Here is a 19,132-nt window from a genome sequence, read left to right as displayed (position 1 = left end):
CTCTAAACTGTAAGCAAATCAACAGGAAACTTTATTCCGGAGATCCTAATAAAGTCTGTTTCGGTTACGCGAAGGAAAGCTCGCTCTCTTGAAGGAGCGAGCTTCTCCCTCAGACTAGCCTATAGCACAAGCCCTGCAATCACCAGTAAAACCAGTAAAAAGAAAGCAATTTAGTACTACTGCTAGAGCGGGTTATTGGGATAAGTCGGGTTTATAACAAGGCTGAGGGCTCCGCTTTATGAGCCACTGCATTTTCTCCTTGACTCACAGGTACCGTACTTTTCTCCAATGGATACCCCTGAGGTAGTTTTGCACTTTTCTCTTCCCTGTGCTGAGAGGGTGAGCGGCCGGTCAGGTCCTTGAACTGTTTGGAAAAGTGGAACACGCTGCTAAACCCTGTCCGGTAGGCAATCTCAGTGAAGGTGTAGTCTGTCTGCTCCAGCAGCTCGATCACCCGGCACAGCCTCCTTTGGATGACATACTGCTCAATGGTGCTACCCTCTACCTTTACAAAAATCTCGCTCAGGGAGCTGTAGTTGCAGTGGAGCCGTTCGGCCAGTAGCTTTGAGAGCCGAAATCTGCTTTCATTTCCCTGAACATAGTTGTCTACTGTCTCATGGATAATCTCTTTGATCTGGCCGACGAGCGCCGCTTGCCGGTCCACTAGCAAAGCAAAGCCGAGGTCTGTCAGCACTTCGTCCACCTTTCGAAGCTCCTCCGTACGTGGCACATCCTCCAACACTACCCTGCCGAGCGAAACTTCTTTCACCGCTAGGCCTGCCTCCTCCAGACTCTTGTGCAGTACAGTCACGCAACGGTTGCAGACCATCCCTTTGATCAATAACTCATTTGTCATAGCCATAATTTTAATAAGTAAGAAGATATGACAAAATAATAATATTTTATACAAGTAATTACATTTATACGTAAAATACTTATATTTTTTAGTGATCGTCCAAAAAACGAAGCCGGGGAGCCATGCCCCCCTTAAATGGCTTAGTTACAGCAGGAGCATCCGCATGTGCAGCCGCTCTCCGGGCAGCTGTTTCCGCAGTTACACACGTTGCAGGAGCAGTTGGATTGGTTGCAGTTACATATACCGTTCTTTGTTTCCATAATTTCTTCTTTTTAAATGAATGAATGAACAATACAAAGATAGAGGCGCTGCGCAGGCTGTGCTTTATACTAGAAAGGGGAAGTTTTACATACTTTGACAAACCCACAACCACCTTTACTTCAGTTACTTGCATACGACAACATTGTGATAGTCAAAGGCAAAAACTGTGACATCCTTTCCTGTGAATCAGATGAAGAGTGGCCCTAACAAAGCAACGGGCCTTCGCTGGAAACAACCTGTCAAATGAAAATATTAAAAACGCTACATTTTACGCAGGCGAATAAATATATTTGGCTCTTGTGAGGAGGCGGCAGATGCGATAGGAACTTGAAGCCCCCCTTCAAGTTTAAGCTGGAAAGCCAATAATCTTCTTGCCACAGTGCCACCCCACATTCTTTAGAAACTGAAGCTAAAAACATCATGCTAAATCATTTGCTGCCCATTTTTTTGCTTTCTTGCACGATGATCGTCCCCCCTTCTCTAGGCCAATCGTTAACCTCCACACAAGAAGGCCATAATGGCTCAGATGCTGTCCTTTCTAAGATGTTGAAAGCATTCGGAGGCAAGAAAAACCTAGATAAAATGGAGTATGTCACCTACACCCTTTCCAGGAAAGCCTATCAGGAGAATGGGGACACAGTGCAGACCCGACAGCTGTGGTACGTGCACTTGAAGAAGCCCCTGGTCGTAAGACTCGACATTGGTGCCGGAGATACAACGACCCAGGCCACTACATTTTACAAACCAGGAGGAATAAACGATAACACGGAGCAGCGTGCAACCTACGAAGGGCTGTTACGGTCTAGGTTCTTCAACTTTTTATACCTGCTGACTTCCCCTGAGGCTGCTTTTGCGTACGTGAAGCCCTACACGTACCATAACAGCCAGCTAGACATCATCAGAGCATCAAGCCGGGAGCATCCGCAGATGGCGATCGACCTGTTTGTGAACAAGAAAGGAGAAATTGTTACGTCCTCCTCACCACATCCGGCTTCCGGGGAGTACCTTAGATTTGCTGACGAACATGAATATGTTAAAGTAACAGGGAAAATCGTTTTCCCTTTACAGTACCGGGTCGTGCAACAGGATAAGGTACTGGCAGAAGGCCTGTTTTCGGATATGCATATTAACAAGCTCACCCCCTTTTGGCAAAGGCAGCTACAATTACTGGGTATAGTGCACTAGGTTATCGCCTGTACACACGGGTAAAGAAGAAGGGCGCAGATGATACCCCATCACCTGCGCCCTTTCAGGAAGCGTTTTGCTGCCGACTGGCAGCGCCGGGAGCAGTTACCTGTCGCCCCTCCCCATCTCTCGCATTCATTTTACTATAAGCCGCCCCTCCCAGCTATAGCCGGAAGCATGCGTCCCTTACACCTGAAGGAACTGCTGGCGCCGCTTCACGTCGCGTTTTAAATTAATGACAGCGCATGCCGGGATCCCTTGGTGCTACATAGGGCTGTGTTCCGTCGATCACTTCAAAATTGGCCATCATACCAGCCTCATGATGCTCCAGGATGTGGCAATGATACATCCACCTGCCTGGGCGGTTGTCAGGCATCCAGGCTATTTTGATGGTTGCCCTTGGTCCTAGGTTGTAGGTGTCCTTCCAGGCAAGATATTCTGGGGCTTTACCGTTTTCTTCAATTACCTGAAAGAAGAAGCCGTGCAGGTGGAACGGGTGATCCATCAGACTGGCATTGCGAACTTCCCATACCTGCAACTCGCCTACCTTCACCGGTTCATCCTCTGTGTGCTCTTCCCCGTTAACATAGAAATTAACGCCATTCTTCAGGTTCGGTATAACAGACAAGCTCACCTTTCTTGTGACCGGCGCATCCTGCGGAGCCAGCGGCTCTATCTTCCGCAACACATCCGGAATGTATGCCACAGAGGGCTTTTGCTCTCCCACAACCACGGTGGCAAACTTCTTCCGTTTTGATTTGATAAAAGTCTTCCTGTCGTATGGCAGTGATTCGATCAGGAAGGTATCTCCTTCCGTGAAAGGCCCGACTGCAATATCCATGCGCTCGCCCGGTACGATCAGGACCTCTGTCACTTCTCTTGGCCTTTCCAGCAGTCCGCCATCCGTACCGATGATGCTGAACGGCTTACCGCTTAAATGCAGCACAAAGTAGCGGGCACTGGAGGAATTGATAAAGCGCCAGCGCTCTATTTGGCCGGCGTGGATGTGTATCAGCGGGTTTTCTTTCCCGTTGATCAACAACGTGTCTCCTTCACGCCCATCGTGTCTTTCAATCACGCGGGGCAGGTACCAACCGGGTTGTTTGAAATCATAGTCATCAGTCAGCTTCATGTCATCGATCATGAACACTTTTTCTCCGTCTGTCACTGGATCGGTCTCATCCTCCACCAACAGCGCGCCATACATGCCGCGCTCCATCTGCACCGTTTCATTAAAATGGGAGTGATACCAGAAAGTACCGGCATCTGGCACCATGAAGCGGTATTCAAACTCCTCGCCCGGCTCAATGGGCTTTTGCACTTCGCCTGTGCCATCCATTGAAGCCGGTAGTCTTAATCCATGCCAATGAATGATCGTGGGCTCCTGCAGGTTGTTCTTTACTTTAATCACCACCGTATCGCCTTTCTGAGCTTTTATGGTAGGACCAGGCACCTGGTTATTGAAACCCCAGGCTTCCACTGTTTTACCGGGAGCTAGCTCCCACTCAAAAATTCCGGCTGTCAATTCGTAGGTTACGATGTTGCCTGTCTGTTTATTTTCCATGTGTTTTATTTTGTTTGGTGATTCTTGTATTGAGGTCTTTATCAGCAAGTAGGGAACGAAGGGGAGCCATGCCCCCCTTAAATGGCTTAGTTACAGCAGGAGCATCCGCATGTGCAGCCGCTCTCCGGGCAGCTGTTTCCGCAGTTACACACGTTGCAGGAGCAGTTGGATTGGTTGCAGTTGCATATACCGTTCTTTGTTTCCATAATTTCTTCTTTTTAAATGAATGAATGAACAATACAAAGATAGAGGCGCTGCGCAGGCTGTGCTTTATACTAGAAAGGGGAAGTTTTACATATTTTGTAAAACCAATATTATCTTAAAATAAAACTATTGTGTGTAACACCAGCCATAGGCCGATTCTTTCTCTCTGCTTTTCCTGAAATAGTTGGCAGGTTGTTATGAGATCACATTGCTCATCTGATTCGTGCAGTTAATAAAGGATAGCAGGCACTAGAATTCAGTGATGGAAGTAAAGCGTAAATTTCGCAAAAGTTCAAGCTTAAGATGCTTCAACAGTTGCCTATACAGCTCCAACTGGATTTACCACAGTATTATCCGGCCATGTTCATCTAACAAGCTCAGTAAATCGCAATACATACATCATCCCGACGCTGGTAAAAATGAAGGGCGCAGATGATTGACAATCACCTGCGCCCTTCCTGTTGAAGGTGTGCTGCAGCCGTGCAGCACCGGGAACTGCTAACTTGCCCTCCTTCCACAACCTAAGCTTACTGTGGTACGCTTAGGTGTTCGTGGGCGAGACGCCATCTGCCCTCCCGTTTAACCAGGATACTGGTGCCTCGCCCCCTGCCATTCACGGGTTTGCCTTCATGAGTACCCTGGTATGTATATTCATAAATGCAGGTTGCACTGTTCTTGTCAACCGACAGCCACTCTAGGTTTTCGATCCCATACACTTCATCCGGCAGATACCGCCAGGCAGCTTCAAAATATGATTGAATGGCGTTGATGCCGTGACTCTCACTTTTGTTAAACCAAAACACGGCATCCGGCAACAGTAGTGCTTGTACATTGGCAAAATCATGCGAGTTGGTAGCGTCTACATAACCTTTTATGTATGCATTGAGCTCCTGCTCCGTTTTAAAGCCGCCTTTTCCGCCGGATGCCATGGCAGCCGCACACACAAACAGGTATAAAAATATAAAAACCATTTTCTTCAGCATGACAAGGATGATTGAATTCTTTAAATTTAGACAAAACTCTAAGAGGTATCCGGTAGCGTTTTTATCCGCTATCGCAATGGGACCAACCACAGAAATCTAGGCTATTAACCGTCAATTCCGCCATGTAACAACGCCCTTTATACGGAGGGATGCCCCTAGTTCTTGGTAGAAGCGGATGGCTTTGTGGTTGTCTTCCTCCACTTCCCACTTAACGTGACTTGCACCGCCTAGCTCCGCCTCCTGCTTCATGCGGGTCATGAGCTTCTTCCCTACTCCCAGACTTCTAAAGTCAGGTTTAACAAAGACATCGTCTATGCTAATGAAGGCATTTCCGGCCCAAATAGAAAAATTCCTTGTGTAGGAAACATAGCCCACCAGTTGCCCTTCCACTTCGGCAACAAAAATTTCAAAGGCAGGTTCTTGGCAGAAGGCATTATCCACAAATCCTTGTCGGTCTATTTTTACAAATTCCAGTTGATTGTGGTATATCGCTAAATCCTTCATTAATGCTAAAACGGCATCCGTATCCGCTTTAGCCATTTTTCTTATAATTACCTCCATTTTATAAAATCATTTTGAATATTAGTAACTATATGCCATGCTCTCCGCGCGTGACCGCCTGAATAATGAACCGTTACAATGTCCTCCCTGCGCTGTACAACAGCAAGTCTCCTTTCTTTTCTTCAGGAATGGACTGCTACAATTCCAGCAGGTAGCCTGTGGTTCAAAAGAGCCTTCAAACCCAAAAACTTCATGCACGTCATACCTTGGTGCACTTGCCGGCTCAGCCTGAAAAACAACCCTGTTGTCGCTGGCAACACTTACATTACCCACCAACTGGAATCCTGCTCTCTTGATACCCTTTCCAGAGGCAATATTCTCTGGCGCATGCATGATCCAGAAGCAGTCCGCACGTTGTCCCTCATCTGCCAGGATATGCTGAAGCAAGCGCACGTAGATGCCTAATCCCTGGAAAGCTGGCATTGTCCTGAAATTCCAGAGGTAGCGATGCCCGATAGGCAGAATAAAAGAATGGTCCAGTTCCCCAATATGGGCTCTCCCCGTTGCCATCCACCCAAAAGCTACCGGTATGCCATGCAGGTAGGCAACATAGGCTTTGTTGTCATGTGTAAACCTGCGCGAGGCTTCCTCCAGGGAAATTTGCCCGATGGCTGCCATAAAAGCAGGCTGCTCATTTTCTAGGATCTCCAGGCCCTCTAGCGGGGCAAGCAAGTGGAGCTGTTCTTTACTTTTAAATGCGTACAACATAACTTGAGAATTAACTGTTTATTCAAAAAGTTGCCCACCCAATCACAATAAAACAGCAAAAGGTTGGGGGGCTATACACTCCACAAAGCGATTGCATCCGGTTATAGAGCGAAATTTCATCCTGCTACAGCTGGAGTTAGCAGCGATTGAACGTGCCCTTCCAAGAAGAACCTGGCATCCTATCCGCTACCGCACGAACAGCAACCTGATACAAGAACAGCCGACAACGCATCCTTTTTATGCAGTGCTGCATCAGCTGGCTTTGTCACTGCAAGGGTGTATTTTGTAGGCTGTTTCCATTCTTGCTTTGTTTAATCGTTCCGAGATCAGACCGACGATACAAATCTACAAGGTACACGCCCTGTCGGCTTTATAATAAAAACGGTAAGATTTATATAATTACAACCTCGTGCGCGGAAAGTGTTTACCACGTCAATAAGATACAGCAAGCTAGCTGAGCAGGAACTACTGGCTGACGCATGCTAATCTATTAGCCTCTCGCTCACGCCGAAAACTACCATAAAGGGTTAATTTGCACAAGCAGTTCTAGAAGCCTTCATAAATTACCCGGAGCCCAACTGGATTGCCACAGCAGGCTAGCTAATTCAGGGGCTACTGCTCACCATAAAAAGTCACCTGCATCCGCCTTTGCAGCGTCTAGAAACCTGCTTGCTGATTAGACAGCGGCGGAACAGCATTTGACAGAGCAGGTTACACGAAAGCGTGGTATATCCGCGCGCATCTCTATGGGATGAACTGAAGCCGCTAGGTACGCGCTTTAAAGCCTGGGGCATGTCTATATTTTAATCACCCTGGTAGCGTTATTAAGCGTATCCGGCATGGCTACCTTCTGAACGGTAAAGGTTTCTGTATTCAGATGCTGTTCTATGATTGGCAGGTCGGGCGCGTAATAAAAGGACCCTCCCGGTTTTAAACTCTTAAGCATCTCCCTATAACGGAGTTCATAAAGGCTATAATCCCTGCTGTCTTTGAACTGATGCTGTTGAAAATGGTATGTAAAGCTTACATCACTGATGATAACTCCCCAGCTTTCAGGTGCCAGATCAAAATCGAACCAATCAGCCCGATATAGATATTCGTTGGCAACCACCTGGCGGTCAACACCATATGCTTCAAACCCTAACGATCGCAGGAACTCCACCAGAACAGCATGCGGACCGCAGCCTATGTCCAGAATAGGCTCCTGTAGGTCCGCAACCTTGATACCCAGTATTTCAAGTTGTGTAGAAGCGGCATATTCTCTGCCCGCCACCTCCTGCTTCAGATGAGGCGCAGTAGCCGCAAGCTGTTCCTTTGCAACTGGGTTAGAACCTGCAAGCCACGCTCTTAGCGCTGTGTAATGCTCCGAAGCCAGACGCTGCAGCTCCTCGTCCGCTACTTCTTCGGGTAACTCCCTGATCCCGTGCAACAGCTTCCTGTATACCTCTTCTAAAGCACCTTTGTCAGTACTTGTAAAATAATCATACGGGTTGACCCGGCAGAGTGCTTTGACCGCCTTGGCTACCATATCATGCAGCAGCTCCTCATGTTGGTTATCCAGGCTCTTGATATCTTCTTGTCTTTCTTTCAAATAAGCCAAAGTAGCCGGTGAGAATCCTTGCGCTCCCGCTTCATTATCGCAGAGGAAATCCTTCATGCAATTGAAACTAAATTGTAGGTCCAGCTTCGCTTTCAATTCTTCCATTGTGTTTGTTCATAGTTCTTGTATTGTGGCCAGGCATACCTCGAGAAAAACCCATAATGGCAGCCTTAGATCAAATCATGCAATATGCTCTCTTGAAGCACCGCCAGTCAATAGGTGCGCGGCTTTTTAGGTGACTCCAGGAGTTAGCCCCGTCTCATGCAGCTTGTCGAAATACACGGTGCCTGTACACAGGGAAACAGCCTGCGCTGTCACCAAGGCAGCATAGGCCACCCAGCTACTACCGCAGCCAGACAGCATTTTCAACCGCTCCCCTCTCTTCCTAAAGTTGTGAAGTGTGACTCATGAGTGGAAATATTTCTCTTCGCCTCAGGCATTGGTGTAACTTCTGCTAAAATAAATTGAGAAAATGCAGGCGATGGAGAACGATTCCCGCTTTACCTGCATACAGGATCGCCAATACCTGGAGACTATCACACACTAACAACAGCGGTCCATCCACAGCTCATTCTCCCACATTCACAGGAACCGAATTTTTCCTCAGTGGATACCTTTGATCAGGAAATCATTGTCATAGCCTTTCTAATCCATTGGCTGTAACAAAGAATAGGCAAGACAACAACCAGTACTTCATACTTTCATGTACTATGCCTGCATATTCGATGTAGTCAGCCGGTAAGGGTATGAAGGGGAGCCATGGCCCCCCTTATATGGCTTAGTTACAGCAGGAGCATCCGCATGCGCAGCCGCTCTCCGGGCAGCTGGTACCGCAGTTACACACATTGCAGGAGCAGTTGGAATGGCTGCAGTTGCATCGACTTGTCATTGTTTCCATGGTCTCTTCTCTTTTAATGAGTTAATATATTGATACAAAGATAGAGGCGCTACACAGGCTGTGCTTTATACCAGAAGGCGGAAAATTTATATATTTTGATAAGTCCGCAAACAGCTCTACTTCAAGCCATTGCCTGCGCTAACACGCACAGAGGAACAGGCGAAAGTGGGATCGGATCAGCACACCGGCAGTAGCTCAAAACCATTTTTCGTTACCGAAGAACTGTTTCCTGATTATTGATGCTAGTACCATACTGCCTTTCGCACCACGTATAGCATGCCAGGAAGCTGTCTTAAATTTACTCCCGTAGCCGACAGGAAGGTGGACGCCAAAGAAGGCTACCTAGAAACACGGTGTATGGGTAAGAAAATAGTTGAGGAAAGACCTCAAGACTTGCATGCAGATGATGTCCAACCTGCCAAGCTTACTCCCTCTATAGTAGAGGGAACAGGTATTTATGTGAACAATAGGATGAACGGGAATAAGTGCCTATGATCACTCCAACTAACACCTTGCAGTTCCTAGAGCCAATAAGGTAGAAAGGGCAATGTAATGAGAAGAAAACAGCATGCTTAGATCGGACTGCTGATCTGCTTCACCTGATCAACCGACATTCTTAAGAGCATTTGCATATCTTCTTAGAACGCGAAGAAAGCAGCGTTTAAACAGGTGATAATATGCAGCTACTGTGCTGGAGGTGATTTACTTTTCTTGAAGCCGGCTAATAAATTTTTCCGCTTCAACAGCATGCTGTGTACCTATCAGGATCTTTTTCCCGTTTTTCAGTTCGAGTTGTATTCCATCATTTCCGCGCAGGAATAAGGCTTTCCCCTTCGTAAGGGAATAACGGAATCCCCAGCTTCCGAACTCCCGCAGGGGATTAAATTCCCGAAGATAAACACGGGCTATCTCATCTTTGAGAATAGTCCGTCTCTTTGTCAGTGGGCCGAATTTATATGAGATGCCTGCTTCATTGATCGTGGTTCGTAATACAAAAACTCCAGCTCTTTTCTGAACTTCATGGAATTCGTCACGCTCATCCCATGCTCTTTTTTCGCCAAATGCTAGTAAAGGGAAGGTCAACCCGATCATCAAAAGTAACTTTTTTATATCATGAATATACCTGAAGAACATAAAGGAAAGTGTTTCGCCTTCTATTTTAACAGCTGCTAGCGTTAACTCAACCCGACGTTTCTTCTGATCAAAAAGAAAAACGTGATAGCCAGATGAAACCCATCTGTAAGAAGTAGGCTGTAAAAAACCTTCTCCCGGATAAGAGACACCCATGCTCGCTGTGCAGGATAAAAAGTCATTGCATTAGTTTTCTATTTATCTTATAGAAACGCTTTTAACAACAAAGTATTACGAATATACTTCCTGCCCATGTAAGAGCTTTTCAAGCATGATCAGGTCATGCCAGGTCCGAACACCCTTGCAGTGCAGGCCGCTGCCTGCTACCGAGACTTCCGCCTGTTCATCTGGTGACACGACAATTCTGATTGAACCCTTTGCATATTCATCTCCTACTCCGAGATAAACTGATTCATCCGGTCTTTTATAACCGTGTTCCTCCAGGTGCTTTTTTATGTTAGATTTACTTAACGTTAACTGGAACATACTCTTCCCATATTAATTGGATGGCCTAACAGCGCAGCAAGATAAAAAATGGCATGCTCACCTGTCGCTGAAGATGTCTTTCCCCTTCTTCTAATACTTCCTTCAGCCATGATCATGTGATGCTTGCACCAAAACTGGTCACCCGCTTGAGAGCCCATCATACGCCACTATAGTTTTACCACTAACAGCTGATACAGCGCTTAAAGCAGTGAATGTTACAGCCATCATTGGATCAAGCAGGATGTAAGTAATTATCAAAACGCTTGTATCCCTTGTCCCATCTTTACGAAAGCCAGAACCAGGATCGTCTTGATGCTGCTGACGACAATGTCGGATGGTCCCCACTATGTTTACCTTATACTTGTGCTCAAATAAGCGTCATGCTAATACCTTCGTGAAATACTATACAAAAGTAACGGCATGCCTAGGCCTATGCTGTACATAATTGCATCAAAACCTTACATAATTTTATGGCCTTCTCTAATATCAAGTGTTTTTACAATCCCTATGCTATTCTTGCTTAGGATGAATAGAGAAAGTTCTTTCACCCGCTCAGGCTGAGAGTAGCTGTACGAAGCATCGCCTTCAAACATGCAAACCTGAAGACTGTTAGCCTAGCTTGAAGCCCCCATAAAAAACATGCGCTGATCTACCTACACTTTACCCGGATTGGCTATGATACAGTAATTTCATGAGCACCGAGCTTGTATTGCGTTTCTGCCTGACGAAAAAATGCTGCCATCTCCAGAAAATCAATTGACAAGAAAAGTTCTGACCCAAGCCTGAATTTGCCTCTTGCTCCCCTCTGCATAAGGCATGCCCCTGGTCGAGCCCTTGTGGCAGAGATCGGCCAATTTAAAAGAGTGGTTCGCTCCCTTGATGGTTACAGCCTGGATATGGGCCGGCATTCCCTCAGGGAAAATCCTATCCAGCGCCGCATAGGAATATTTTGGCGATACTAATGCGTCATTTTCACCGAAGAGCAATAACAAAGGTTTTTCAATGGATCTGAGATACGCCGCAGGCTCGAAATTTTTGATCACCTTCAACTGCTTCCAGTTCTCCTTAACCGGCAGCATGGATGCCAGGAAAAAATCCAGCTTCACCTTCCTCAGCGCCTTATCCCTCGCTTCCTCCTCCGAGAGCTGTTCTTGACACATCAGTGCGCTCGCATAGTCATTGCGCACCTGCTCCCGGACACTGAAGGTAGGCCCAGCCAGCGAGATGCCTCCCATAAAAGTGTCCGGGTACTTGGACAGGCAGATCTGTGTGATCCAGCCGCCCTGGCTGTGCCCGGCCACAGCAATCCTGCTGCTATCGATAGTGGGAAGCGTCTTCAAATAGTCCGCCGCGGCTTTAGCATCTGCGGCTCTGCCTTCAAAATCCACCTCGTACCACCGCCCCTCTGACTCCCCGACACCACGTTTATCAAAGCACAGAATGGCGATACTATCCATGGGAAGGTTCTGCCGAAAAAGCGAATCAACAAACGAGGCATAACCCGAAACAGAGGAGCTGCCGCTAGAGCCAACGCAGAAGACAATTGCTGGTACGGGTCCCTTTGCGTTGGTGGGAGTGATCAATGTTCCCTTCAGCACATACTTCCCACTCTGAAACGATACTGGCTCCTCTTTGAATACAGCAGCAGTATCGTTTGAAAGCACGCCCGCCTGCCTGGGCGTTGCAAAGGCGCCTAGCTGCCCCGCCGAAGCCAGGAAGAGCAACAATAGCATCAGACAAAAGTGCAGCCTTTGAAGACTTACGAGGGCTTTGCCGCTCTTCATACAGTTGATCATAATTTGCTTCATCCTCATGTAGATAGCCGTTCTAATGGTAGCTGCACAAAAGTAACTGAACAGCAAACAAGTCTCTTTATATAATTTTAACAAAGGTTTATATAATTCAAACAAAGAGCTGGCTTCTGTCCAGACTTGGGACAATAGAGCCGCGTGCTGCTCCTTGTACTTTTTTTTCACCTTCCCTGTTGATAGCAAGACCGCGTGGAGCAGAACCGGAAGCCTCTTACGCAGAAAGGTATACGGACGGCACAAGAAGAGCAGGACACGCTCCGATTAAAGTGACCTGAAAGCATTGTGGTATGACGCGGAGCCCTCTTCAGCTTCCCCACAGCCTGTGACTCAGCAATTATAGTGCACGTGAAGGAGCTGCAGACTACTCTTACCTCGCATCCTTCAAGATCATTAAAGTTAAAAGATCATTGGGTCATTTATTCTGGGGCAAAGATAGCCTTGCGGTCCGGACACAGGAACAAGGTAGTGCCAGCAAAATGGGCATCCACTACCGTGGACCCTCCGCATTTTCCTGGCCTCCACCTTGCCTTTAGTCCGGCTCCGAAGGCATCGGGGCACCATAATCAATTCCTCAAACTAAAAACAAGATGATTATGGAAAAGACCGCCAACACCTCCGTCCTCACCAGAGTAGCCGAAATCAAGCTCTCCTACCGCAACAGGGTAAATCCCTCCGAAAGACCGCAGGTTACCTCCTCAGCTGACTGCTACCAGGTGCTCCAAGCCAGCTGGGATCCCGGCAAGCTCGAGTTTGTCGAGCAGTTCAAGGTATTGCTCCTCAACCGTGCCAACCGCGTATTGGGTCTCTACGAAGTCTCCACCGGGGGCGTGGCCGGAACCGTGGCAGACCCCAAGCTCATCTTCGCCGCCGCCCTCAAGGCCTGCGCCTCGGGCATCATCCTCTCCCACAACCACCCCTCGGGCAACCTCAAGCCCAGCGCGGCGGATCTGCAGCTGACTAAAAAAATAAAGCAGGGCGGGGAGCTACTGGACATCGCCGTCCTCGACCACCTCATCCTCACCAGCGAGGGGTACTACTCCCTGGCAGACGAGGGGCTCCTGTAGCCCCTCCTGCTTTTGCAGGCGCAGGGAAAGTCGCCTGCCTCCCATCCATTTTCATTTCTTCACTTAAAACGACAATAATGATGAACGCTTATCAAAAATTCAACCGATTGGCCCAGCAGGTGACAAACGAAATCATCTCACAACTACAGCGGCGTCAGGTCCTCTGGCAAAAGCCCTGGAGTACCTACGGGCTCCCCAAAAACTACGCTTCCGGCCGGCCCTATGAAGGCTTCAATGCCATTTACCTCCACTACGTCACCGAGAAAAGCAATTACCTTGCGCCTTACTTTATCACGTTTAAGCAGGCCCAGGAACTGGGCGGCCGCGTCAGGAAGGGCCAGAAAGGCACCCCGATCCTCTACTGGAAGATCTATGAGGCGAAAGAGCAGGAGCAGCCAGCACCACAGACGGCTGCGCAACAAGGCCATCCCTGCAGAAGATTTGTCCCTTTCCTATGGACCGTGTTCAACATCGACCAGGTGGAGGGCGTGGATTTCCGGCTGCCCACCATGCCTGAGCGGTCCGGGAAGCAGATCATCGAGGCCTGCCAGCGCGTGGTGAACAGCTTCCCCTCCCCTAGCCCCAGGATTCTGCACGGCGGCACACAGGCCTATTATGCGCCGGCTCAGGACATCGTGCAGGTGCCGGCCATCAGCCGCTTTCTCTCCCCTGAGGCCTACCACGCCACACTTTTCCACGAGTTGATTCATGCCACCGGCCACCACACTCGTCTCAACCGCTTCGCAGAAGAAGAGAAGGGCAACCGCTTCGGAGAAGAAAACTATAGCAAAGAGGAGCTTATAGCTGAAATGGGCGCCAGCTTCCTCTGCGCCCACACCGGCATACGAGAGGCCGTCTTCCAGCATTCGGTCGCCTACCTGCAGGGCTGGATCAGCCGGCTCCGGCAGGACAACACGCTGCTTCTCTACGCCGCTGCCAAGGCCTTCCAGGCAGCCAGCTACATCCTGGATCTGAAATCCGGGGCGGAGCGGCAACATGTTCCGGACTAGCCAGAACTGCTTAGGGGAAAAAGAAGGGCTACTTATACCCGGTAGCCCTTCTACTAGCATGTTTGGCGTATTTTACAAGCATCACCTGGTTACAGAAGTTGAGTGATCGGTCGTGTAGCCGATTGTACTTTTAAATTATTTGTCCGGTTCGCCTCCCTCCTCACCCGTTCAGGGGCTACCAGACTAGGGACAGCCTTTTAAGAGCGGATTTTATAAACCCTATCATGCTGTACCTCATCTAGCTATTTACAACAACCTCCTTGAGGTAGCTGTTTAACAGCGTATCGTTTTAAATTTGAGCAAGGATATATCAGTACAGCCATATGTTAGGGTGGCCTTTATTGCGTCCCTGAATCCCTCTTTCAGTTCTACTGACCTCAGTCGCGGCCTACTTTCAGGTTGCAGCACGACGCTGTGATCGGTGATCCTCAGTCCGCGAAAAGTTATTATCAGGATTGCGGCTTCTGTTTGCCTGCTCGTCTGCTTGCTTTAGCTTAGCAGAAACCTGATTGCGCTTTCACATTGTAGATCAATTGTGTTCATCACGTTAGGCCTTGATTTCACGGCACTGAAGACAAGGGGTAGTTCTGTACAACCCAGGATGATCCCATCACAATCCGCATATTTTTCGGTCAAGGCCTGAAAATACTGGATATATTCTTCTTCAAGTAGGCCACTTGCCACCTTACTTTGTATCGCCTGAATTTCCTCTCTTTCTTGTGCATTTGGTGTAAGAACATGGATGCCAGCCTCCACCAAAGGCTTTTGGAAGAAAGGATCCTCCATGGGGAATTTAGTACCAAGTAACAAGACGTTCTTCCAGTGATGCTGCAGGATGTAGTCCTTTGTGAGGTCAACTATATGAAAGACCCTGAGATTCTTCGGCAGCTCATGTCTGAACACATCAAGTGCCTTGTGAAGCTTGTTGTTACACAGGATCACCCCATCCGGCTGGGCCTGCAATAAGCCAAGGAATTCCGCTTTCAACAAGGCGGGAATCTCACGCCATCCATGGTGATACCTGGACTTGATCTCATGATAGTCTATATTATACAAGACCAGTGGACAGGAATGGTATCCCCCTAACTGACGGTGGTAGAGCTGGTTGAGTTTATGGTAATAAAGTGTAGTGGAAGGAAAACTTGTTCCTTCAATCAATCCTATCCATTTCAAATTTTTGAGGGTGTCTTTCATTCGAAAATGACAGCATCCTGGTACCTTGTCAAACGGCTGTTCCCACGGCTTATTCAAGAAGAAATGATAGGGTCACTGTCTGTGGGAGAACCAGTGCCACATCCCGACTTAAATTGATTACGAAACTGTGAAGGAGTCAGGCCGGTACGGTCTTTGAATTGCTTGGACAGGTGGTGCACACTGCTGAACCCCGTTCGAAAGGCAATTTCAGTAAAAGTACTATCGGAGTATTTCAGCAATTCCTTTACCAGCTCCAGCCTTCTTTGGATATAATATTGGGCGATGGTTATTCCTTCCACTTGAAGAAAAGTCTCATTCAGGGAGCTGTAGCAAGTATTCAGCCTTTCGGCCAGCACCACGGAAAGCATTCTTCTCTCCTCGGTATTGTTTAATTGCATTTCGATGATTTCTTTGAGCTGGGATAAGAGCCTGGCTTTCTTATCTATCCGCAATTCAAATCCTAACTCTAAAGTGACTTCCCGCAGTTGCGTCACAATGTGCTCATCAAGCTGGCATTTCATGGCCACTCTGCCAAAACCTATCTCCTGAATGACGAGGCCTTGCTTTTCAAATTCTTTCTGCAGTACTGCAAGGCACCTACTGCAGATCCTACCTTTGACCACAACTTCGTTTTTCATAGTTTATAGATATTCAAGGCAGTCATGCTAACTGCCTTGCAAAATTCAGGAGATAAGCGGCTCTATGCTTTATAAAATCTTCCAAACTATTTATAAAATTTATGTCAGCAGGTTCAGGCGTGAGCGCCCGAAGATCTTCGTGCTTACTTAGGACGAGTCCCTGCTGGCTTTGATGACTACCAGGAGTTGCTCGGGTGATGGCGTGAGGATTTTGATTTTGGCAAGCAGTTGGCCTTAGTGACTGCGTATACGAAAAACAGGTGCGCTGCGAAGATCCATTGACTTCGTGATGACTGCCTTGCCTCACGATCTGGAAAGTCCTTGGTGGCTGCTAGCTCACGTCCACAGTAGCCGGGCACAGCCAGGCGGCTGGTACGGTTTCTCTTGGCGTTGAGATCATAGAAACAGAGCCGGTTGCCTTTCCTGTTTTCATACCCGCTCAATCCGAGGAACACGACGGCGTAGGAGCGGCGGCCGGTACATCACCTCCATAGAGCTGTACCTCCCTGCTGGCATCGGCGTTAAATGCCTAGATAAAGCCCATTAGGTGGAAGGCGTTTAAGTTTCCCTATTTTAAGATATTGAATAGACGATGTTTAATCCTATAGCATTTTTCTGCTCGCTTGTATTTCACGACTACTTTCTTCCCCTCTCGTTGAAGCTCATCTCGTATCTGATCACGTTCTTTTTTACCGTTCACAGAAAGAATTTCATCGCCCTCTCTTAAACCTAATTTATAAAAGGGGCTCATTTCTGATAAGTCCTTCACTAGAATTTTATTATCCTCATCCGAAACTACTTTCATTCCTGTGAGATTTTGCTCAAACGGCTTGGCGTAAAGACTATTAGGCTTCACGTACAGTTTCATTTCGCTATAGTCAATCACTAGATTAAAACGATTGATGATTTCTGCTCCTAGAATTCCTAAATAGCCTTTATAGGAACTGACACCGCTTTTATCCCCTGCTATCGCGATTGGGAAATCCTGAAATACAAAGTCCCCTATTCTTAATTCATCTACCAGAAAGGATGTCGAAACAGATTCGGTCGCTAAATTTTGGGATGAAGTTCTGACTGATTTCTGAACGCGCTTCAACAGGTTATGCTCTTCATGAAAGGGGGCATTGACCAGAAGGGACAAGCCCGCACCACTATCAAAAAGTATTTTACCTGTATACTTTTCATTTTTGATTTTCATCTGAACATCGAACTGAGGAATCGGAATGCCATTATCAAATCTGAAAGAGATGGTTTCGTATCCCTCCAAATCCAAAGGAGTTCGAAAATCATATAAATAAAACCGTTTCCTATCAAAGTCAATCTCCGTTTTATAGAGACTTAAGAGTGAGTGGCCAATGATACCGTCAAAAGGACGATTTAAGCTATTCCTTAATCTTGTTAAATCTTCAAATACCAGGTTGACATTGCCCACCTTTGTATTTCCAAAAGTAAGTTCCTGATTAAGCGCAATGTCATAGGTCTTTTTGCCACCTGCCCCTCCAACTTCTTGTTTGAAATTGGCAGTTATTCCTAACGCTTTAGCTGCCGTGTTGTCAATAAGAGAGGTAGCAGCACCTGTGTCAAAGTAAAATTTCAGCGTTTTATCCCCAATCCGGGTATCTACAAGTACGTATTTATCCCGGTAAAGCTCAAAGGTCACGTCATCGATGTAATCATTCGAGGCCTGGCTAAAGGAAAGGTTAGTGCAAAACAATACTAAAAATAAGGCTAGTAGAGATAATTTTCTGTACTCCATTTATAAATCATTAAACTAAAAATACATATCACAGGGTTGCTACTAAACCTTGTGGTTCCTGAAATTGGTATGTTAAATAGGGGGAATCTACACCACTCCTTTACCATTGGAAATGCTTCGTCGTCACATAGGAAACTCTTGTCATCGTTTTTCCAGCCACTGCTTTGCGCCTGCCTCTACTGACTCCAGGAACAGCCAATCATAGGCTTCCGGGAGCGTGTCGAAGTACTGCATGACCGAGAAAGCGCCCGTCTCCTGCTCCAGCCTCCCCTGCACATATTCTGCAATGACACCGAAAAATACATCATCTGATTTGACCAGGGCCAGCTTCCGGAGAAGCTTTCCATTCGCTCGCTGGAGCAACTTGCTAATTTCCGCTATAATCCACTCCTGGTCATCTCTGACAGGCGTGTTGCTGTTGGATGCATCCGACAACCAAAATTCAACTTCAGCTTCCTTAACCAGATGGTGGATTAATCGGGCTCCTTTTCTGAGCTCTTCGCTGGTAACAGGCCTCAGCCACTTGTTATAGAAAAGCCCCTTTTCCGTCGAAAGAAAATACATCAGATAGTCTTCGAATATTTCCATTCGTATACTTTCATTTTCCTAATCACTACATTTACATCATAGCTCCAGTAACTGGCTGTTAGAGAAAGAATGCTGGAAGGCATCTGTATCCGGCACTTCAAGCTTTACTTAACTCCCTAACCCGGCTCAATCAGCTTCTGCACATTCCATTCATCGGTACCGACCACAGCAGCATGTGCCTGTATTGCTGATTGATTATTTTCCACGCGTTTCATTTTGGCTGGTATGGAGAGATCAAACAGTCGTAAGGGTTTGAAAGCGCGTACTCATATTTCCCTTATTGATTATTCACAGCAGGGGTATTCACAAGCCCTCCCAGGGCAGCAGCCACCGCAGGCACAAACGGGGCAGGTGCAGGATGAATTGCTGCGGTTGCGGTTCCCGGTCTTTGTTTCCATGATTTTTGATTTTTTAGTTGGTCTATTACTTCACCCTGCAAAGATATAGTCATGGCCCTGGCTGTACTTTATATATAAAACGGGAAATTTTATACATTCCTTCTATTCATAAGATAGTCCTGTGTCCCCACTTTCCCTTCAGGTATTCACCGAAGCGGAGGCAGGCATGCTGGCAAGCAGTGATCTGAAAGTCAGTTTTGAAGAGGAAGCCCTCCCCTACACGGATGGGTGGGCTA

19 protein-coding genes are annotated in these 19,132 nt (G+C 47.3%); 5 read left to right on the top strand and 14 right to left on the bottom strand.

Annotated elements, in window-relative coordinates; all coding sequences use genetic code 11:
- Positions 1-211: 211 nt before the first annotated feature.
- Together AC5FXQ_RS20030 and AC5FXQ_RS20025 are read right to left on the bottom strand one after the other, a co-directional pair.
- Positions 212-862: a helix-turn-helix domain-containing protein gene (locus AC5FXQ_RS20030; RefSeq protein WP_493604190.1), complete on the bottom strand. Its 651-nt coding sequence runs from the start codon at positions 860-862 to the stop codon at positions 212-214.
- Between the two features lie 82 nt (positions 863-944).
- The gene (locus tag AC5FXQ_RS20025; RefSeq protein ID WP_493604189.1) at positions 945-1,250 is read right to left on the bottom strand and encodes a hypothetical protein; all 306 of its coding nucleotides are present in this window, start codon (positions 1,248-1,250) and stop codon (positions 945-947) included.
- Positions 1,251-1,660: 410 nt separating this feature from the next.
- Between AC5FXQ_RS20025 and AC5FXQ_RS20020 the strand changes: the two genes are divergently transcribed.
- Both AC5FXQ_RS20020 and AC5FXQ_RS20015 read left to right on the top strand, forming a co-directional pair.
- Positions 1,661-2,302 carry a hypothetical protein gene (locus AC5FXQ_RS20020; RefSeq protein ID WP_493604188.1) on the top strand — a complete coding sequence of 214 codons (642 nt, stop codon included), beginning with the start codon at positions 1,661-1,663 and terminating at the stop codon, positions 2,300-2,302.
- Positions 2,303-2,341: 39 nt separating this feature from the next.
- Complete coding sequence (locus AC5FXQ_RS20015) at positions 2,342-2,533, top strand: hypothetical protein (protein ID WP_493604187.1); 192 nt, start codon at positions 2,342-2,344, stop codon at positions 2,531-2,533.
- Between the two features lies 1 nt (position 2,534).
- Here the strand turns inward: AC5FXQ_RS20015 and AC5FXQ_RS20010 are convergent, their stop codons facing one another.
- The 8 genes from AC5FXQ_RS20010 to AC5FXQ_RS19975 form a co-directional block, all read right to left on the bottom strand.
- Positions 2,535-3,866, bottom strand: coding sequence for a multicopper oxidase family protein (locus AC5FXQ_RS20010; RefSeq protein ID WP_493604186.1), 1,332 nt, complete (start codon positions 3,864-3,866; stop codon positions 2,535-2,537).
- Between the two features lie 731 nt (positions 3,867-4,597).
- The gene (locus AC5FXQ_RS20005) at positions 4,598-5,041 is read right to left on the bottom strand and encodes a YybH family protein (RefSeq protein WP_493604185.1); all 444 of its coding nucleotides are present in this window, start codon (positions 5,039-5,041) and stop codon (positions 4,598-4,600) included.
- Between the two features lie 123 nt (positions 5,042-5,164).
- Entirely contained in the window at positions 5,165-5,614 is a 450-nt protein-coding gene (locus AC5FXQ_RS20000) for a GNAT family N-acetyltransferase (protein ID WP_493604184.1), read from the bottom strand.
- A 21-nt stretch (positions 5,615-5,635) separates the two neighbouring features.
- Positions 5,636-6,322: a GNAT family N-acetyltransferase gene (locus AC5FXQ_RS19995; RefSeq protein WP_493604183.1), complete on the bottom strand. Its 687-nt coding sequence runs from the start codon at positions 6,320-6,322 to the stop codon at positions 5,636-5,638.
- Between the two features lie 796 nt (positions 6,323-7,118).
- Entirely contained in the window at positions 7,119-8,027 is a 909-nt protein-coding gene (locus AC5FXQ_RS19990) for a class I SAM-dependent methyltransferase (RefSeq protein ID WP_493604182.1), read from the bottom strand.
- Positions 8,028-9,522: 1,495 nt separating this feature from the next.
- Positions 9,523-10,107 carry a hypothetical protein gene (locus AC5FXQ_RS19985; protein WP_493604181.1) on the bottom strand — a complete coding sequence of 195 codons (585 nt, stop codon included), beginning with the start codon at positions 10,105-10,107 and terminating at the stop codon, positions 9,523-9,525.
- A 75-nt stretch (positions 10,108-10,182) separates the two neighbouring features.
- The gene (locus AC5FXQ_RS19980) at positions 10,183-10,437 is read right to left on the bottom strand and encodes a hypothetical protein (RefSeq protein ID WP_493604180.1); all 255 of its coding nucleotides are present in this window, start codon (positions 10,435-10,437) and stop codon (positions 10,183-10,185) included.
- Between the two features lie 752 nt (positions 10,438-11,189).
- Positions 11,190-12,413: an alpha/beta hydrolase family protein gene (locus AC5FXQ_RS19975; protein ID WP_493604179.1), complete on the bottom strand. Its 1,224-nt coding sequence runs from the start codon at positions 12,411-12,413 to the stop codon at positions 11,190-11,192.
- A 428-nt stretch (positions 12,414-12,841) separates the two neighbouring features.
- Between AC5FXQ_RS19975 and AC5FXQ_RS19970 the strand changes: the two genes are divergently transcribed.
- Both AC5FXQ_RS19970 and AC5FXQ_RS19965 read left to right on the top strand, forming a co-directional pair.
- Positions 12,842-13,312, top strand: a complete 471-nt coding sequence (locus AC5FXQ_RS19970; protein WP_493604178.1) for a JAB domain-containing protein — start codon at positions 12,842-12,844, stop codon at positions 13,310-13,312.
- 77 nt (positions 13,313-13,389) lie between these two features.
- Positions 13,390-14,322 (top strand): ArdC family protein, encoded by a 933-nt coding sequence (locus AC5FXQ_RS19965; RefSeq protein ID WP_493604177.1) that lies wholly within the window; start codon positions 13,390-13,392, stop codon positions 14,320-14,322.
- 489 nt (positions 14,323-14,811) lie between these two features.
- Here AC5FXQ_RS19965 and AC5FXQ_RS19960 read toward each other — a convergent pair whose 3' ends face one another.
- The 4 genes from AC5FXQ_RS19960 to AC5FXQ_RS19945 form a co-directional block, all read right to left on the bottom strand.
- Positions 14,812-15,516 carry an aspartate/glutamate racemase family protein gene (locus tag AC5FXQ_RS19960; RefSeq protein WP_493604176.1) on the bottom strand — a complete coding sequence of 235 codons (705 nt, stop codon included), beginning with the start codon at positions 15,514-15,516 and terminating at the stop codon, positions 14,812-14,814.
- Between the two features lie 53 nt (positions 15,517-15,569).
- Positions 15,570-16,154 carry a helix-turn-helix domain-containing protein gene (locus tag AC5FXQ_RS19955; RefSeq protein WP_493604175.1) on the bottom strand — a complete coding sequence of 195 codons (585 nt, stop codon included), beginning with the start codon at positions 16,152-16,154 and terminating at the stop codon, positions 15,570-15,572.
- A gap of 568 nt (positions 16,155-16,722) precedes the next feature.
- Positions 16,723-17,910 carry an aspartyl protease family protein gene (locus tag AC5FXQ_RS19950; RefSeq protein WP_493604174.1) on the bottom strand — a complete coding sequence of 396 codons (1,188 nt, stop codon included), beginning with the start codon at positions 17,908-17,910 and terminating at the stop codon, positions 16,723-16,725.
- Positions 17,911-18,051: 141 nt separating this feature from the next.
- Positions 18,052-18,498, bottom strand: coding sequence for a hypothetical protein (locus AC5FXQ_RS19945; protein WP_493604173.1), 447 nt, complete (start codon positions 18,496-18,498; stop codon positions 18,052-18,054).
- A gap of 225 nt (positions 18,499-18,723) precedes the next feature.
- Here AC5FXQ_RS19945 and AC5FXQ_RS19940 point away from each other — a divergent pair, with 225 nt between their 5' ends.
- On the top strand, positions 18,724-18,945 hold the full coding sequence (locus AC5FXQ_RS19940) for a hypothetical protein (protein ID WP_493604172.1): 222 nt from the start codon (positions 18,724-18,726) through the stop codon (positions 18,943-18,945).
- The last annotated feature ends 187 nt before the right edge of the window (positions 18,946-19,132 follow it).

This window comes from Pontibacter sp. LHS1 (assembly GCF_058932855.1).
Note: the sequence above shows the minus strand (reverse complement) of the source record. Positions and strands in the feature narration are given on the sequence as shown.

Bases quoted from the DNA above. Each gene is read 5' to 3' on its own strand.
- AC5FXQ_RS19960 (WP_493604176.1), bottom strand. From the start codon at position 15,516: ATGAAAGACACCCTCAAAAATTTGAAATGGATAGGATTGATTGAAGGA.
- AC5FXQ_RS19990 (WP_493604182.1), bottom strand. From the start codon at position 8,027: ATGGAAGAATTGAAAGCGAAGCTGGACCTACAATTTAGTTTCAATTGC.
- AC5FXQ_RS19995 (WP_493604183.1), bottom strand. From the start codon at position 6,322: ATGTTGTACGCATTTAAAAGTAAAGAACAGCTCCACTTGCTTGCCCCG.
- AC5FXQ_RS20010 (WP_493604186.1), bottom strand. From the start codon at position 3,866: ATGGAAAATAAACAGACAGGCAACATCGTAACCTACGAATTGACAGCC.
- AC5FXQ_RS19955 (WP_493604175.1), bottom strand. From the start codon at position 16,154: ATGAAAAACGAAGTTGTGGTCAAAGGTAGGATCTGCAGTAGGTGCCTT.
- AC5FXQ_RS19985 (WP_493604181.1), bottom strand. From the start codon at position 10,107: ATGGGTGTCTCTTATCCGGGAGAAGGTTTTTTACAGCCTACTTCTTAC.
- AC5FXQ_RS19965 (WP_493604177.1), top strand. From the start codon at position 13,390: ATGATGAACGCTTATCAAAAATTCAACCGATTGGCCCAGCAGGTGACA.
- AC5FXQ_RS20000 (WP_493604184.1), bottom strand. From the start codon at position 5,614: ATGGAGGTAATTATAAGAAAAATGGCTAAAGCGGATACGGATGCCGTT.
- AC5FXQ_RS19950 (WP_493604174.1), bottom strand. From the start codon at position 17,910: ATGGAGTACAGAAAATTATCTCTACTAGCCTTATTTTTAGTATTGTTT.
- AC5FXQ_RS20015 (WP_493604187.1), top strand. From the start codon at position 2,342: ATGATACCCCATCACCTGCGCCCTTTCAGGAAGCGTTTTGCTGCCGAC.
- AC5FXQ_RS20020 (WP_493604188.1), top strand. From the start codon at position 1,661: ATGTTGAAAGCATTCGGAGGCAAGAAAAACCTAGATAAAATGGAGTAT.
- AC5FXQ_RS20030 (WP_493604190.1), bottom strand. From the start codon at position 862: ATGGCTATGACAAATGAGTTATTGATCAAAGGGATGGTCTGCAACCGT.
- AC5FXQ_RS19940 (WP_493604172.1), top strand. From the start codon at position 18,724: ATGGAGAGATCAAACAGTCGTAAGGGTTTGAAAGCGCGTACTCATATT.
- AC5FXQ_RS19970 (WP_493604178.1), top strand. From the start codon at position 12,842: ATGGAAAAGACCGCCAACACCTCCGTCCTCACCAGAGTAGCCGAAATC.
- AC5FXQ_RS20005 (WP_493604185.1), bottom strand. From the start codon at position 5,041: ATGGTTTTTATATTTTTATACCTGTTTGTGTGTGCGGCTGCCATGGCA.
- AC5FXQ_RS19980 (WP_493604180.1), bottom strand. From the start codon at position 10,437: ATGTTCCAGTTAACGTTAAGTAAATCTAACATAAAAAAGCACCTGGAG.
- AC5FXQ_RS20025 (WP_493604189.1), bottom strand. From the start codon at position 1,250: ATGCAAGTAACTGAAGTAAAGGTGGTTGTGGGTTTGTCAAAGTATGTA.
- AC5FXQ_RS19945 (WP_493604173.1), bottom strand. From the start codon at position 18,498: ATGGAAATATTCGAAGACTATCTGATGTATTTTCTTTCGACGGAAAAG.